Raw genomic sequence first — 13,896 nt, 5'->3', positions numbered from 1 at the left:
TGCTGCCTAACCCGCGGCCACGGGGCCCAGGCGGACCGGGAGTTGCTGGTGGCCGTTGCTGATGAGGGACGGCACCGGGCGCAGTTCACCGGCCGGTACCGCGAGGGACAGGTCGGGGAAGCGGGCGAAGAGCTGGCGGAGGGCTTCCACGACCTCCAGGCGGGCCAGGGGGGCGCCGAGGCAGAAGTGCACCCCGTGGCCGAAGGCCAGGTGGTCCTTGACGGTGCGGGTGACGTCGAAGGTGTCGGCGTCGTCGCCGTGCCACTGCGGGTGGCGGTTGGCGGCGGCGTAGGAGGCGAGGATGGCCTCGCCCGCCGTGATGGTCTGCCCGTCGGGCAGCTCGATGTCGGTGACGGCGTAGCGCAGCGGCAGGTGCTTGACGGCCGGCTCGTGCCGCAGGGTCTCCTCCACGACGTCGTCCCAGCCGGCCTTGCCGGTGCGGACGAGGTCGAGCTGGCCGGGGAGGGTCAGCATGGCGACGACGGCCTGGTCGATGAGGTTGACCGTGGTCTCGTACCCGGCGCTGATCATCAGCAGGAGCGTGTCGCGGAGCTCCTCGGTGGTGAAGCCGGTGCCGTCCGACTCCTCGTCGCGGGCCGCGATGAGCAGGGAGGTCATGTCGTCGCCGGGAGCGCTGCTCTTCGCGGCGATCAGCTCGTCGAGGATGCCGTACAGGCGGACGGTGTTGGCCTGCGACTCCTCCTGGGTGAGCGTGGTGTCGAAGACGCCGTCCACGACCTGCCGGAAGCCTGGCCGCCGGTCCTCCGGTACGCCCATCAGGTGGCCGATCACGGTGATGGGCAGCGGGAAGGCCAGCCGCTCGCGCAGGTCCACGACCTCCCCCTCGGGCAGCACGGCGAGGCCGTCCATCAGCTCGGTGACCATGGCCTCGACGGCCGGGCGCAGCTCGGCGATGCGGCGGGCGGTGAAGGCGGGGGCGACCATGCGCCGCAGCTTGCGGTGGTCGGCGCCGTAGGCGGTGAACATGTTCTTCACCGCGATCCACAGGGCGAGCGGCCAGGTCGCGACCGTCTCCTCGAAGGCGGGCCAGTGCGCGCGAGCGTCCTTGGACACGTCGGGGCTGGTCAGCAGTTGCTTGAGCAGGGCGGGGTCGGTGACCGCCCAGGCCTGGACACCGAGGACGTCCACACGCGTGGCGGGGCCCCGGGCGCGCAGGGTCTCGTGCTCCTGGTGCCGGGCGGACCCGGCGGGGTCGAGGACGAGCGGAGGGTGCTGGGACAAGGCCGGTTCTCCTTCGGACAGCTGCGGGGGGAAGCTACGGACGAGGGTTCGGACCGTTGTGGAAGGCCAAGGACGGCGGAGGGATGCGGACGACGCCGCGGAAACGGACGGCCTTGGGCAGTCAGACGACCGCGGGGAAGCGCACGGGCAGGGCTTCCAGGGCGCGGTGGAACGGGCCGGGCCGCCACACCAGGTCGGACTCGGGACAGGCGAGGTCGAGCTCGGGAAGCGCGTCGAGCAGGCAGGCGACGGCCGTCTCGGCGATGAGGTACGCGTGGGTGCGGGCCGGGCAGGTGTGCGGGCCGATGCTCCAGGACAGGTGCGCACGGTTGCCGGCGAGCTCACCGGCGCCGAGGCCGCCGGTGATGGCCGGGTCGTTGTTGCAGGCGGCCATGGAGATGACGACGGGCTGGTGGGCGGGGAGCAGCACGCCCTCGACGTCGATCGGGTACGGCGGGTAGCTGATGCAGTAGTTGGCCATCGGCGGGTCGGTGTACAGGACCGTGTCGAGGGCGTCCCGGACGGGCAGCCCGGCGTGCAGGCCGGCCGAGAACTGCTCGTCGGTGAGGATCCTGAGCACGGTGTTGCTGATCAGGTTGGTCAGCGGTTCGATGCCCGCGCCGTACAGCGTGACGAGCTGGTGGAGCATCTCCATGTCGTCCAGGCGCGCGCTGTGCGCGATCAGCCGGGAGGTGATGTCGTCCCCGGGGTACTGCCGCCGCAGCGCGACGAGTTCGGCCAGGGCCTGGCCGAGGATCTGGTTGCCGAGGGCGGCCGTCTCCGCCTCGGACTCGAAGATCTTGGCCATGCCGTCGGCGATGCGCACGCCGATCTCGTCCGGGCAGCCGAGCAGCGCGCTCAGGACGTGGAAGGCGATGGGGAACGAGTACTGGGTGAGCAGGTCGGCCCGGCCGAGGCCACGGAAGGCGTCGATGGCGCCGGAGGCGACCTTCTCCACCAGGGCCCGCAGCTCGTGCTGGTCGACCCCCTGGATGGCCTCGGTGTTCGCCGCCCGGTAGCGGGTGTGCTCGGCGCCGGACGCGCGCAGCGCGTTGGGGCGCCACTCCATCATCGGCCGGACCGGGCAGGTCTGGGGTACGGCCTGCTCCCAGATCCGCGGGTCGGCGGGAAAGTGCAGCGGGTCGTTGAGGATGCGCCGGGCCTGGTGGAAGCCGATGACCAGGGTCGCCGGGATGCCGGGGGCGAGGTCCACGGGGACCAGCGGGCCGTGGACGCGGCGCATGCGCTCGTACGCGGCATGCGGGTCCTCGGCGAACGCGGCGTCGTAGAGCGCGACCCGCGCCGGTTGGCTCGCGGTGCCGGAGGCGGGGGTGGTCATGGGCGGGGCTCCACAAGAGAGGCGGGAACATGACGGGTGGTCAGGTACTCGACAAGGGTGATCAGCGCGTACACGCAGGAGGTGCGGTCACGCGCGTCGCACTCGGTCAGCGGCGTGTCCGGATCCAGCGCGAGCGCCTGCCGGAGCTCGTCCAGGGGGTAGCGGGGCGCGTCGGGGAAGACGTTGATGACGACGGCGTACGGCGTCTGCTGCTCCTCCAGCAAGGTCAGCACCTCGTGGCAGCCGTCGAGGTTCCGGGTGTCGGCCAGGACGACGGCGCCCAGCGCGCCTTCGGTCAGCCCTTCCCAGAGGGGGCGGAAACGGGTCTGGCCCGGAGTGCCGAACAGATAGAGCACCAGCCGGTCGCCCAGCAGGTGGATGCGCCCGAAGTCCATGGCGACCGTCGTGGTCGTCTTGTGCGGCGTGCCGCGCAGATCGTCCACGCCGACGCTCGCCTCGGTGATCGGCTCCTCCATGCGCAGCGGTGTCACCTCGGAGACACTGCCGACGAAGGTGGTCTTGCCGACGCCGAACGCCCCGGCGACGACGATCTTCGCCGACCGGGCCACGGCGGGGGCCACGTAGTGGACGGCAGGCTGGTGGGACGACTGGTCAGACCAGTTCGCGTAGTCCACGCAGCACCTCCTGTAGCAGGTCGAGTCCGGGCCGGCCCTCGGCGGGGGCCGGGCTGGCCAGATGGCCGCTGTCCATCAGCTCGGAGACGAGGATCCGCACGGTGGACGGCGGCAGTTCCAGCGCGGCGGCGATGTCCGCCACGGCCAGGCCGCCCCGCCCGCCGGCGAACAGGCGCAGCACCCTGCGGGTGTCCGGCCCGAGCGTGTCGGTCGGGCCGGACGCGGCGATGACCACCGTCTCCAGGTGCACATCCGGCCTGGACCGGTTCCGTCCGCCGGTGCGGACGTAGGGCCTGATCAGGTCCGGGTCGTGCCGCGGACCGCTCACGTCGCTGTGCCGTCGTCCGAGACGTGGCGCCGGTCCCCGACCTCCAGCTCGTGGCCGAGTCGCGTCGCCAGCCGCACCATGTGATGGGTGATCAGGCCGACATCGGCCTCCGGACCCGTCGTGACCACCGAGACCATCGAGTTCCTCGCCGCCGCGGTGGTCAGCCCGATACGGCCCTGCGACTCGATGAGCAGCTGGCACATCCCCTTGCCGCCGACGTGCTCGTCCCACGCCTTGCCGGCGGCGCGCAGCGAGGCGGTGACGGCGGCGAGTTTCTCCGCGTCCTCCTGGCCGATCGTCTGCGTGCGGGCCTGCAGGAGTCCGTCGCTGCTCATCAGCACGGCGTATTCGACGCCCTCGACGGAGCCGAGCTCCTGGTCGAGCAGCCATCCCAGGCTGTTGCTGTGCGTGTCGCGCATGGTCAGTTTCCTTCGGTGGGTCCGGTGTTTTCCTCGGGCTGGCGTCCTCGGCGGGTGCCCTCCGCCCAGGCGGCGGCGACGCTCGGCCGCCCCGGCACGACCGGCGCCTCGGGCGCCGCGGGGGCGGAGCTGCGCACCCTGGACGGGCGTTGACGGACGGTCAGTCCGCTCGCGGTGATCGCGGTGGGCGCCGGCGCAGGCGCAGGCGCAGGCTCAGGCTCCGGGGCGACGGAATCCTGTGCGGCCGACGCGGCGGCCGGCTGGGACTCCTCGGCGGTCCGGGGCGCGATGACGGGCCGGGCCGCGGTGGGCTGGGGCGTGGCGGAGAAGACCAGGAGGTTCTTCGGCAGTACCAGCATGGCCCGCGTGCCCTGGTAGATGTTCGGTGCGGTCAACTCGACCCGGAAGCCGTAGTTCTCGGCGAGCAGCGAGGCGACCCGCAGACCGGTCTGGGGATGCGCGCCGAGCTGTGTGATCTCGTCGCGCTGCTTGCCGGACATGATGTCCTTGGCCCACATCAGCCGCTCGTCGTCCATCCGCAGACCTGCGTCGTCGACGATCAGGAAGCAGGCGTGATGGCCTTCCTCCACCGAGACGTGCACCCGGGCGGCCGGCGGGGAGTAGCGCAGGGCGTTGTCCAGCACCAGTGCCAGGGTGTGCACGACGGCCTCGACCGCGCGGCTCTCCACGGAGATGGTGTCCGACTCGTGGTGCTCCACCCGCTGGTAGCCCTCGATGCGGCCCATCGCGGCACGGATCACATCGGTCAGGGAGGTCTTCGGCCAGCGCCTGGAGAGCTTGTCGCCGGCCAGCACCGCGTAGCCCTGGGCGGTCAGCAGCATCTGCTGCGCGATGTGGTCGATGTGCACCAGCGTTGCGTACGCCTCGTCGTCCTGGTGGGAGCGGACACCCTTGCTGATCTCCCGGCTCAGCCGGGAGGCCCGGGCCACCACGTTCGACGCGAAGCTGCGCACGGCCGCGCGCGTGGCCTGCTGCGACTCCCGGCGCGCCTTGGCGACCTCCTGGTCCGCGGCGGTCCGGATCTCGGCGATGCGCTGCTCGGCGGACGCGTGGGTGGCCTCCCGCACCCGCGTCACGGTGGCGACCGCCTGACCGACGACGTCGCGGAGCCGCGCGGCGAGGGGCGTGTGCGCCAGCGCCACGGGCAGCGCGAGGTCGGCACCTCGCTGCTGGTCGGGCAGGGCGGCGGCGCCCGCCGCCGGCAGCACCTCGGCGGCCAGCTGCCCGAGGGCGTACTCCACGGCACGCAGCTCCTGGGTGAGCTGGTCCGTACGGCCCTGGAGCCGGTCGGCCCTGCCGCGCTCGCGCCGGTACGCCCGCTGGAAGCGCCACGTGGTCCCTCCGGCCGCCAGAGCGACCGCGGCGCTCACGGCCGGTATCAGATCGGTCATCAAGTCCTCTCCAGGGTGTCCGAGTCACGACCGAGCGAGGTGATGCCACCGGTACTGCACGTCCCGCCCGCCGCGGGGACATTTCTCTGGATGCGGGCATGACAGGTCAGAGGTGGACGGAGGGGCCCCAGACCTGTGAATAAGAAACGTGCCTCCACCGCGAGACTGCGGGAGGTACGGCCGAGGCGAACGGGCCTGCCGACTAAGGCTGAAGGAGCGGCGGGCACAGTGTCCTCCGGGTACGCGGTCATGTCGTCCTGCGTCACGTCAGCAACGCCCGGTGGCCTTTTCCGGTCTGCCCAGAGCTTATCCACAAACCAGCAGAGTGTTCGACGGCTCCTGACCGGATGGCTGTGAAAGATCGATGACGGCAGGCCCCACCAACGACAGAAGCCCCTCCAACAGGGAGGGGCTTCCTTGTCACCGCAGGTGAAAACGTTCCTGCACGGAGCTGCTGTGGTGGGGCGGGTGGGACTCGAACCCACGGCCGACGGATTATGAGTCCTTTGAGGATCTTGGCGGCCCTTGCTTCTCTGCGCTGGTTTTGGGCGTTTTCCCAGCTCAGACCGCATGACGTGTGCTGGGGCTCTGGAACCTTTGTCAGTCTGTTCCTGTCCTTGTGTCCCCAACGCGTCCTCAACGAGTCCCCACGGGGACGTGGGGACGTGCTCCGGGAACGATCGCAACAGCTCGGGGCCGGTGGTCGAACTACTCCGCAGCGGATTCCCCTTCCAATGCGAAGAGGCCCTGCCCCAGAACCGGGGCAGAGCCTCTGTGGCCGTTCATACAGGCCAGACGTCGTGCCCTGACTCTACCCGGCCGATCCGGCCTATTCCAGGGTGAGCTGTATGGCGCTGGACGGCTTCGGCTTACGACGTGTCGTGTGGAGGATGAATCCGCCACCGGGCGCGGCCCCGGCCTCATGCCGGTCGAAGGGCGGTTCAGCGTAGAGCCGAAGCGGTCCGCCGGCGTCGAACCAACCCTGCGGGTACCTCGCCCTGACGTGCTGCCACCAGATCCTTGACCCGCTGCCGCTCGCCCGGTCCATGATCGGGAGAGTGCGCCATTCGGGATGGGTGTGATCGTGGGCGTCTTCGATCGCTGCGTCTCGGCGTCGCCGGTCTGGCCCCTCCCAGGGACAGGCAAGGCAGGCACCGCGATGCAGCCATAGGGCGTCGGTGACGATCTTGTGTATGGATGTGGCCGAGTGATGGTCGCTGGGTTCCGGCGGTGTGCCGAACTGCGTGGTGAAGCCGGGGTCGCCGTATCCGATGGACCAGGTCCCACGGAGGACTTCCCTGTCGGCGTTCCGGAGACTGGTGTAGTGGCGCTGACGGGCTATGGCTCCGGTGTCGTTGCTCATGGCACTCCGGGAGGGGCGCGGCGTTGCCGCGCCCCTTGTCGAGTCGTACGGGTCAGTTGGTGTTGGCCTTGGGGCGCCGCCTGGGCGTGCGCTTGCGCGGACGCCGAGCCGCGGCGGCTCCCGGCTGCTCGTCGGCCGGGAGGCTGGCCGTTTCGGCTGGGGCGGGTTCGGATTTGCCGTCCGCCTCGGGCTCCGGCTGGGGCTCGGCCTGCGGATCGGCCTCCGGCTCCGCCTCGGGCTCGGGCGCGGCCTCGGGCTCGGGGTCGGCTTCCGGCTGCGGCTCGACCTCCGGCTCCGCCTCGGGCTCTGCCTCCGGCTCGGGCTCTGCCTCCGGCTCGGGCTCTGCCTCCGGCTCGGGCTCTGCCTCCGGCTCGGGGTCCGGGTCTTCCGCGCTGGTGGCGGCGGCTGGCGAGGGGGTGCGCTCGGCGGTGACGGCCGCGAGGGCGTTGTCGAAGAGGTCTATCCACGGCTTGTGGCCGACGTAGCGGGGTTTGTGCTCGAAGGCCGGGAGGAGGTCTTCGAGAGTGCGCAGGATGATGACCGCCGGTTCCTCCTCTTCGTCTGTGACGAGCGTGGTCGCCTTGTTGTAGCGGTGGCCTTCGGGAAGGCGCACGGCGACGTGGGCCTCGTGGGCGGCGCGTTCAGCCGGGCTGGCGTCGGCGGGGAGGGTGGGCGCGGCGTTGCCGGTGATCCAGAGCTGGACGGTTGCTCCGCCGAAGATGGGGCGGAAGCTGATGGCTCGTCCGTCGCTGTAGATCAGGTGGGCCGCGCCGTCGGCGGGCGCTTCGGGGTCGAGAGCCCAGTCTCCTCCGAGGCTCTGGGCAAGTGTGGCCGCCGTTTCTCGGACTGCGGCGTCGGTGATGAGCATGGGGCGTGTCTCCAAGAGGTCTGCTGATGAGGTGTCGGGCCCGTCCCGGTGCGGGACGGGCCCGACGGGGTTACGCGGGACGCACCTCGTCGCCGTCGTCCAGGAGCATCGAGAGCGTGGAGCCGCTGTCCCAGTCGACGGAGAGCTGGGCGAGGTTGGCGTCGTACCGGCGGACGGTTCCCTCGTCTCCCTCGGTGAGGTCGGTGTGCGGATCGGTGGTGTGGACGAGCGCGATGCGGTCGCCTCGCTTGTAGGTCATCGGAACCCCTTCCCTTCGCTGGTTCTATTCTATATGCATTCAGGGCAAGGTCAAGATCTCCTACAAGAGATTTCGGGGGCGTCTGCCCTGGTCAGGCAGCCACTCCGCGCACCAGCGCCTCGACCTTCTGGATCGCCGCGAGGATGGCGGCCTGCGCACGCAGGTCATCGCGGCGTTCGATGACGGCGCGCGCCTGGTCGGCGGCCTTCGCGTACAGGTTGCCCTCGTGCAGGGTGTCGCCACAGGCGATCAGAACGTGCGGGCCGAGGTCCCAGATGATCGCGTTGACGGCGGCTCCGGCCGCCGCGAGTTCATCGATGTCGGTCAGAGCCCATCCGAACTCGTGGGGGTCGATGTCCTTCTCCCGCATGACCTGAACGGCCGCGCGGTACATCTGACCGGTTCCGCCGGTCGGCTCATCGAACTTCATCCCCGGTTTGAGGCGCATGTCATCGAGCAGCATCCGGGCCATCAGTTCGGCGACTTCCGGCGGCGTGTGAACCTCCGCGAGAGCGTCGTGAGCCCCCTTAGAGCGCATGATGGCCAGCACCGCCCCCATCACGTCGGAGGTCGAACGGTAGTAGGCGTCGTCGCTGCTGGTCAGGTGGAGTAGCCCGCGGGTGAGGGCGGCCTCGACCACCGCCCTGACGGCGCGGGCCCGCGTCGGTCCGGGCTTCTCGTCCTCGATCCACTTGTGCAGCGGCGTGGCGCGGTCGATCAGGTCCGGCCGCATGATCCACCAGCGTGCCCAGCACTCGCGGAACGCCGTGAGGAGCTGGGTGTCGTCAAGGCTGAGCCACCAGTCGGCGGCGAGGTAGGCGTCCGGGCCGCGCAGGGGCCAGAGAGCGAGCGTGGCCACCACACCCATCGGAATCTCGATCGCGGCCCCGCCCTGGGCGTTGTGCCAGGCATGGCTGACGGCTTCGGCTATGTCGAAGGCCGTCTGGTGCGGGTTGCTCAGCGAGGGGCGGTAGTGCTCCAGCTTGGGCTTGACCGTGGCCAGCTTGGGGCGGGCCGATGCAGAGACGGTGACGGGCGCAGGTGCCGGCGGGAGGTCGGCGAGGTACCTGCGGGTCACGGCGGGGATGGGCGGGGGTGGCGGCTCGTCGGGAACGTCGGCGTCACCGAACAGGTCGAGCTGGCTCATGCTGTTCTCCTGGGTCAAGAGCGTCGGGCGCTGGTCGGCGCGGCGGCCCGCCTGCTACGCGGGCCGCCGGAGAGAGGGGTCAGCGCGCTCCGCGCTGCATGCGGCGGGCCGCGGCGGCGGCTTCCCTGGCGTGGCCCGCTGCGGAAAGGGCGGCGTGCCGGAGGAATTCGGTCAGGTCCTCGGTGGTGACCTGGGCGAGGATGTCGGCCAGGCTCAGGTGGCGCTGCTCGGGCGCGCGGTACGGGTAGCCCTGCGCGAGGGTGAGCACGATGCCGGGGACGAACTGGTCGGTCTGCTCGTCGCTGAGGCCGAGCCGCCGTCCGACGCGGTGCACGGCGTCGAGGTCACCGAGAAGGGCCGTAGGCGGTACGGCGTGGTGGGCGCATTCGGCAGCGGCGATCTCCCGCTGGACGAACGACTCCCAGCTCAGCCGGGAGTCGGTCTCCCGGCCGTCGGCCATGAGGGCGCCGGCGGTGAGGGTGGCCTTGAAGCGGGGTGTCCGCACGGCGATCAGCAGGTACTCGTCGGGGGTGAACCCTGCGCGGGCGATGGCGGGGTCGTGGGATTGCGCGTGGAAGTGTTCGAGGGTTGCGAGCAGGGCGCTCTCGGCGGCGTCGAGGCTCACGCGCAGGCGGGCCACCAGACTGGCGCACAGGATCTGTGACTCGATGGTGTGCATCATGTTCTCCAAGGGGTCTATTCGGTACGGGCGTTGGCGGCGAGGTAGGCGTCTGCTGCGGCCAGCCGCGAGGGCGTCGTGACGAGTTCCTTCGCCCAGACCCGCCCGGCGATCTCACTCGCGGCGTCCGGGTCGGTCGCGGTGATGACGTAGGCGCGCTGCCCGGCTTGGGTGAACTCGGCGCACCGGGCGTCCTGGTGGTCGGGGTCGGTGGGTGCGGGCTCGACGGCGACGATGTCCATCTGGGCCGGGTTGGGCTCGTGGAAGATCACCCACCACGTGGGGATGTCGCTCATCTCGTTTCTCTCCTTCGGTGGCTGCGTGGACGGCATCAGTTCTGGGCGCGCGGAGGCTGGTGGTGGATGAGCAGTTCGGCGATCTCGCGGCCGATGTGGTCCATGAGGGTGCGGATCTGCTTCCGGTCGCCCCCGAGGTAGAGGGCCAGGTCGAGGACCTGCGGGGCGGCGGCGTAGTCGAGGAGCTGGCGGTACTGCTGCTGCGTGAGCGGCGCGAGGTCGTCCGGTCGTAGCGCCCAGCACGCGGTCGCGGCGCTGTCGATGAGGTTGGCGGCGGCGCGCAGCGCCGCGTCGTCGGGCTGGCGGGTGGCGATCACGAGGAACATGGCGCCGAAGTGGTGTTCCGGCGTGTTGATCACGGGCGGGGTAGGGCGGGCGGGCATGGGGTCTCCAGTTCGGGGGCACACCGCCTTGATGCTTCTTTTCTATAGGCATTCAGGGCGTGGTGTGCCGGTGGTCACGGCGGGAAGCGGGTCGGTTCTAGGGGAGGTCCACCACGAGGGCCGTTGCGTTGTCGGCCAGCTCGTTCGGCCCGGCGGCGGCCAGCGCGTCGGCGACCAGCGTGGTGCCCGCATCCTTGGCGTCAGCGGCAAGGTCGAGGACGCCTCCGACGCCGCCCATCTGCCGCCCCAGTGGGGTGTAAACGCCGTTGGTGCACAGCAGGAGCCTGCGGGAGTAGTGCCGCTCGACCGCCCCCATCGAGCACCGCAGTTGGTCGGGCCGATGGGAGTCGAGGACGATCTCGTCAACCTGGCCGTCGGGCTGGACGAGCAGGGCGGGGGTTGTGGCGATCACTGAAGCGGTCCAATCGTGCGCGGGGCGAGGCCCCGGGGGTTGGAGGGCAGGGGGATAGCGATGTCGCGGGGGTCCGGTAGCGGGTGGACGTAGAAGTAGCCGGGCGGGTGGGTGCGGAGGTCGGCCAGCCGGGCGAGGAAGGACACGTCGCCGGTGAGGCTGGCCCACGCGGTACCCGGCTCCTTGAGCAGGTCGAACTGGAGGAGGAGTCGCCCGTCGTCGCCGTGCAGGCGCCACAGGGCGTAGCTTCCGGGGCCGTCGGCCTGGGTGGCGACGATCGTCTTGATGCGCGGCTCGATCCCGGCTGCGGTGACCGTCAGGCGTCGCAGCACGGCGCGTGAGAGATCGCGGGTGGCCAGGCAGACCTGACGATCCGCGATCCGACAGGGGTCGACCGGTGTCACGCGTGTCCTCCTTGGTGTAGGTCCGCCCGGCAGCCGGGTTGCATGTCACCGGCCGCCGGGCGGAGTTCGGGCGGGGCTTCCCCCTTCGTCTGGTTCTATTCTATATGCATTAGGGGGGTTTGCAAGATTTTGGTGCGATTTTCTTTGCGGGGGGCTGAGCTATTTCCGCAGCTCAGCGGGGATTTCCGCCGTATCCAGCTCTCTGATGTGGAGGACGAGGCGGGACCCGGTGACCACGTGCCCGATCCTCATGTCCGGGCCGATGACACGCGTGTGGTCGTCGTCGTCCAGGACTCCTTGGTCCACGAGTCCGTCCACGCACGCCTTGAAGCTGGGATACCAGTTGGCCGGGTCGCGTCGCTGCCGGTCCTCGGGATGCAGCACGCCGACGATGTGGGCCCTCTCCAGATGCGGCACTGCCCGCGAAGCCGCCCAGGCGGCGCGCCGCAGAACTCTGGTGATGTCGGCGCGACGGTGATGGTGGAGCCGCTGGTTGGAGTTGAGGAGCAGCAGCCGCGGGGGCAGTGCCACGCGGAAGCGGCGCCCAGGCATCCCGGCGAACCAGTCCGTCGTCTCGGCAGCGACTTCTCCGCGTTCGGGCGGCGCCGGCGGCTTGGTCACCGCGGGCGCGTCCTCGGGCGCGTATCCGCTCCTGCGTCTGCTTCCCGTTCCGGTGACCGCCGTGGGGTGCAGGCTCGACGCGAGGATGAGGCGCTGGCGAAGGCCGGTGGCCGCGTCGGCGACCAGGGCGCGCATGTCCCCCTCCTCGTACCGCACGATGCGGATGCGAGCGGTGTCCTGCGGGTGGCAGGCCGCGAAGATGCGGCCGGTTCGTATGTGGGTCATGGGCGGTCCCGGTTCACCAGTGCGTCGACGGCCCTCTCGGCGACGGCCGCAGGCCAGAAGACGATGACGACAGCGAGGTACAGCGCCACGGCGACGGGCATCAGTCGCGCGGCCAGGCGCAGCAGCGGTTCGTCGGCGAGCAGCACGGTGACGGCGGCAGCCAGGATGACGGCCCCGGCCAGCCAGCCGAGGAGGACGAGCGCGCAGAGCAGTCCGGTCACGACCCGCTCTCCTGGTCCGGCTGCACGGGGACGATCCTCAGCACGCCTGCTCGGGCGAGTCGAAGCGTGAACGAGGCCACCCGCCCTCTGGGGTGGTTGGCGAACCCCTGGCAGATGGCGGGCGTGTCCGTGCCGAGCGTCTTGTGGCAGACGATGTGCCCTTCGTTCGCCACAGCCTTCTTGACCATGCCCGCCACCCGGCCCGGCTCCAGGTTCATGAGGTTGCCCGACCGGAAGATGCACGTCGAGCAGCGGTGTGCGCACACCCGGACGCTCCAGGTCGCCGGGTCGGCGACATCATCGCGCAGCCCGTCCGCTGAGTACGTGATGGCGTTGCTCACCGGTCAGCCCCCGGCGTGGCCGCGATCACGGCTTCCCCGGTCGCGGCGAGAAGCGTGTGCATGCACGCGGGCCACAGGTCCGGGTCATCGGCCCTGTAGGCGGCGTCGTAGAGAGCCAGCGTGGTGTCCGTGTCGTCGTTGAGGTAGGCGGCGATGAAGCGCGCGGCGAACAGGTGATGCGGGGGGACGGTGTCCTCCGGCCGCGATCCGTCAGCGGTCCTGATCCCCCAGAAGCAGGCGTGGCCATGACTTCCGTGCATCTTCGTCAGCGCGGCCTTGGCGACATTGGCGATGCCCAGGGCCACCCCGTACATCATCGACGGCGTCTGCGTCTCCGCCAGCGTGGCGAGGATCTGCACGGACTCCTCGCGCCGCCCCTCCACCCAGCGTCCGACCGCTTCCCAGACGCGCTCGGCTATGTCCTCGTGCATCAGCACACCTCTTCGTTCATCAGCTCGTCGCGGTGGACGGTGGTCGCTTCTCGTTCGTCAGGCAGCATGGGCGCCGCCTGATGCGCCCGCCGGAGCTCGGCCAGGGGCAGAGGGCGGGCGACGCCCTTGCGTCGTTGCCGGAGGATCGTGACGGGCCCCAACAGCCGGCGCAGGTCCTCTTCCTGCGCCTCGGCGTAGGCGTACCGGTCGGGCATGACGTCGAGGAGGTGCCTCCACTGACGCATCCCCGCCCGGACGCATGTCCCCCCGCAGTTGTTGTGGGAGAAGCCCAGCTCGTACAGGCGCGGCGGAGCGACGCCCAGTGCGCGCGCCTCCTGGAGCAGTTCACTCTTGGTGCGCGGCGGTTCCCACTTCGAGCACAGGGGGAAACGGGTGCGCCAGGGCTTCCAGGCGCGGGCGATGGCGGGTATGCGGGCCCTGTCGCGCACCGTGGGTTCGATGCCGACGTACACGAGCGTCTGGGCGGGGTCCCTGTGCGCCTCCATCCACGCGCGGCACGGGATTTGCTTCAACGCCCGTGTGCATGGAGCAAGTCGGTCGTTCCCCAGGAACTTCTTGTCTCGGAACACCTGCCAGGGCGTGCGCCCGTCCGTCACCTTGGTCAGCGGCACCCCCAGCAGACGGCTGGTGTCGTCAGCGAATCTCCACAGGTCGTCGTCCTCAATGCCCGTGTCGGCGATGAGGAGGGTGAGGTCGTCGGTTCCGTGCTTCTCGGCGACGCGGACGGCGGCTGCGAAGCTGCCGATGCCGCCGCTGAACTGCACGACGTGAGCGGTCACTGTTCGCTCCGGGTTCGGGCCGCCCCGGGTCCTCCCGGGGCGGCAACGGCGTGCAGGTCAGGGGCGAGGCG

20 protein-coding genes are annotated in these 13,896 nt (G+C 70.5%); all 20 read right to left on the bottom strand.

Translation table 11 applies throughout. The annotated features are described in order from the left end of the window. Positions 1 to 6 precede the first annotated feature (6 nt). The 20 genes from ACWD3E_RS03410 to ACWD3E_RS03315 all read right to left on the bottom strand — a co-directional run bounded on the left by ACWD3E_RS03410 (position 7) and on the right by ACWD3E_RS03315 (position 13,825). Complete coding sequence (locus ACWD3E_RS03410; RefSeq protein ID WP_451385836.1) at positions 7 to 1,242, bottom strand: cytochrome P450 family protein; 1,236 nt, start codon at positions 1,240 to 1,242, stop codon at positions 7 to 9. A gap of 121 nt (positions 1,243 to 1,363) precedes the next feature. Beyond that, on the bottom strand, positions 1,364 to 2,581 hold the full coding sequence (locus ACWD3E_RS03405) for a cytochrome P450 (protein WP_451385835.1): 1,218 nt from the start codon (positions 2,579 to 2,581) through the stop codon (positions 1,364 to 1,366). Further along, positions 2,578 to 3,216, bottom strand: coding sequence for a GTP-binding protein (locus ACWD3E_RS03400; protein ID WP_451385834.1), 639 nt, complete (start codon positions 3,214 to 3,216; stop codon positions 2,578 to 2,580). The genes ACWD3E_RS03405 and ACWD3E_RS03400 overlap by 4 nt, the downstream gene beginning before the upstream one ends. Next, positions 3,194 to 3,544, bottom strand: a complete 351-nt coding sequence (locus tag ACWD3E_RS03395; RefSeq protein ID WP_451385833.1) for a DUF742 domain-containing protein — start codon at positions 3,542 to 3,544, stop codon at positions 3,194 to 3,196. Before ACWD3E_RS03395 ends, ACWD3E_RS03400 begins: the two co-directional genes overlap by 23 nt. After that, a complete protein-coding gene (locus tag ACWD3E_RS03390) occupies positions 3,541 to 3,963 on the bottom strand; it encodes a roadblock/LC7 domain-containing protein (RefSeq protein ID WP_451351353.1) in 423 nt (140 codons plus the stop codon). The genes ACWD3E_RS03395 and ACWD3E_RS03390 overlap by 4 nt, the downstream gene beginning before the upstream one ends. Positions 3,964 to 3,965: 2 nt before the next feature. After that, on the bottom strand, positions 3,966 to 5,375 hold the full coding sequence (locus ACWD3E_RS03385) for an ATP-binding protein (protein WP_451385832.1): 1,410 nt from the start codon (positions 5,373 to 5,375) through the stop codon (positions 3,966 to 3,968). A gap of 829 nt (positions 5,376 to 6,204) precedes the next feature. Next, positions 6,205 to 6,738 (bottom strand): DUF6349 family protein, encoded by a 534-nt coding sequence (locus ACWD3E_RS03380; RefSeq protein ID WP_451385831.1) that lies wholly within the window; start codon positions 6,736 to 6,738, stop codon positions 6,205 to 6,207. A gap of 52 nt (positions 6,739 to 6,790) precedes the next feature. Next, positions 6,791 to 7,606 (bottom strand): hypothetical protein, encoded by an 816-nt coding sequence (locus tag ACWD3E_RS03375; protein ID WP_451385830.1) that lies wholly within the window; start codon positions 7,604 to 7,606, stop codon positions 6,791 to 6,793. Positions 7,607 to 7,676: 70 nt separating this feature from the next. Beyond that, a complete protein-coding gene (locus ACWD3E_RS03370) occupies positions 7,677 to 7,865 on the bottom strand; it encodes a DUF4314 domain-containing protein (protein WP_128803103.1) in 189 nt (62 codons plus the stop codon). Between the two features lie 91 nt (positions 7,866 to 7,956). Beyond that, complete coding sequence (locus tag ACWD3E_RS03365) at positions 7,957 to 9,012, bottom strand: N-6 DNA methylase (RefSeq protein ID WP_451385829.1); 1,056 nt, start codon at positions 9,010 to 9,012, stop codon at positions 7,957 to 7,959. Positions 9,013 to 9,091: 79 nt separating this feature from the next. After that, the gene (locus ACWD3E_RS03360) at positions 9,092 to 9,691 is read right to left on the bottom strand and encodes a hypothetical protein (RefSeq protein ID WP_451385828.1); all 600 of its coding nucleotides are present in this window, start codon (positions 9,689 to 9,691) and stop codon (positions 9,092 to 9,094) included. Positions 9,692 to 9,708: 17 nt separating this feature from the next. Then, the gene (locus ACWD3E_RS03355; protein WP_451385827.1) at positions 9,709 to 9,987 is read right to left on the bottom strand and encodes a hypothetical protein; all 279 of its coding nucleotides are present in this window, start codon (positions 9,985 to 9,987) and stop codon (positions 9,709 to 9,711) included. A 35-nt stretch (positions 9,988 to 10,022) separates the two neighbouring features. Continuing rightward, a complete protein-coding gene (locus ACWD3E_RS03350) occupies positions 10,023 to 10,370 on the bottom strand; it encodes a hypothetical protein (RefSeq protein ID WP_451385826.1) in 348 nt (115 codons plus the stop codon). A 97-nt stretch (positions 10,371 to 10,467) separates the two neighbouring features. Beyond that, positions 10,468 to 10,782, bottom strand: a complete 315-nt coding sequence (locus tag ACWD3E_RS03345; protein ID WP_451385825.1) for a hypothetical protein — start codon at positions 10,780 to 10,782, stop codon at positions 10,468 to 10,470. Beyond that, on the bottom strand, positions 10,779 to 11,186 hold the full coding sequence (locus ACWD3E_RS03340; RefSeq protein ID WP_451385824.1) for a hypothetical protein: 408 nt from the start codon (positions 11,184 to 11,186) through the stop codon (positions 10,779 to 10,781). Before ACWD3E_RS03340 ends, ACWD3E_RS03345 begins: the two co-directional genes overlap by 4 nt. Positions 11,187 to 11,345: 159 nt before the next feature. Further along, positions 11,346 to 12,032 (bottom strand): hypothetical protein, encoded by a 687-nt coding sequence (locus ACWD3E_RS03335; RefSeq protein ID WP_451385823.1) that lies wholly within the window; start codon positions 12,030 to 12,032, stop codon positions 11,346 to 11,348. Continuing rightward, positions 12,029 to 12,253: a hypothetical protein gene (locus tag ACWD3E_RS03330; RefSeq protein ID WP_451385822.1), complete on the bottom strand. Its 225-nt coding sequence runs from the start codon at positions 12,251 to 12,253 to the stop codon at positions 12,029 to 12,031. The genes ACWD3E_RS03335 and ACWD3E_RS03330 overlap by 4 nt, the downstream gene beginning before the upstream one ends. After that, on the bottom strand, positions 12,250 to 12,594 hold the full coding sequence (locus tag ACWD3E_RS03325) for a hypothetical protein (protein WP_451385821.1): 345 nt from the start codon (positions 12,592 to 12,594) through the stop codon (positions 12,250 to 12,252). The genes ACWD3E_RS03330 and ACWD3E_RS03325 overlap by 4 nt, the downstream gene beginning before the upstream one ends. Continuing rightward, positions 12,591 to 13,025 (bottom strand): hypothetical protein, encoded by a 435-nt coding sequence (locus ACWD3E_RS03320; protein ID WP_451385820.1) that lies wholly within the window; start codon positions 13,023 to 13,025, stop codon positions 12,591 to 12,593. Before ACWD3E_RS03320 ends, ACWD3E_RS03325 begins: the two co-directional genes overlap by 4 nt. Continuing rightward, positions 13,025 to 13,825 (bottom strand): hypothetical protein, encoded by an 801-nt coding sequence (locus ACWD3E_RS03315; RefSeq protein ID WP_451385819.1) that lies wholly within the window; start codon positions 13,823 to 13,825, stop codon positions 13,025 to 13,027. Before ACWD3E_RS03315 ends, ACWD3E_RS03320 begins: the two co-directional genes overlap by 1 nt. Between the last annotated feature and the right edge of the window lie 71 nt (positions 13,826 to 13,896).

The organism is Streptomyces sp. NPDC002676 (assembly GCF_053592455.1).
The sequence above is the reverse complement of the archived record's forward strand: the minus strand, read 5'-3'. Positions and strand labels throughout refer to the sequence as shown.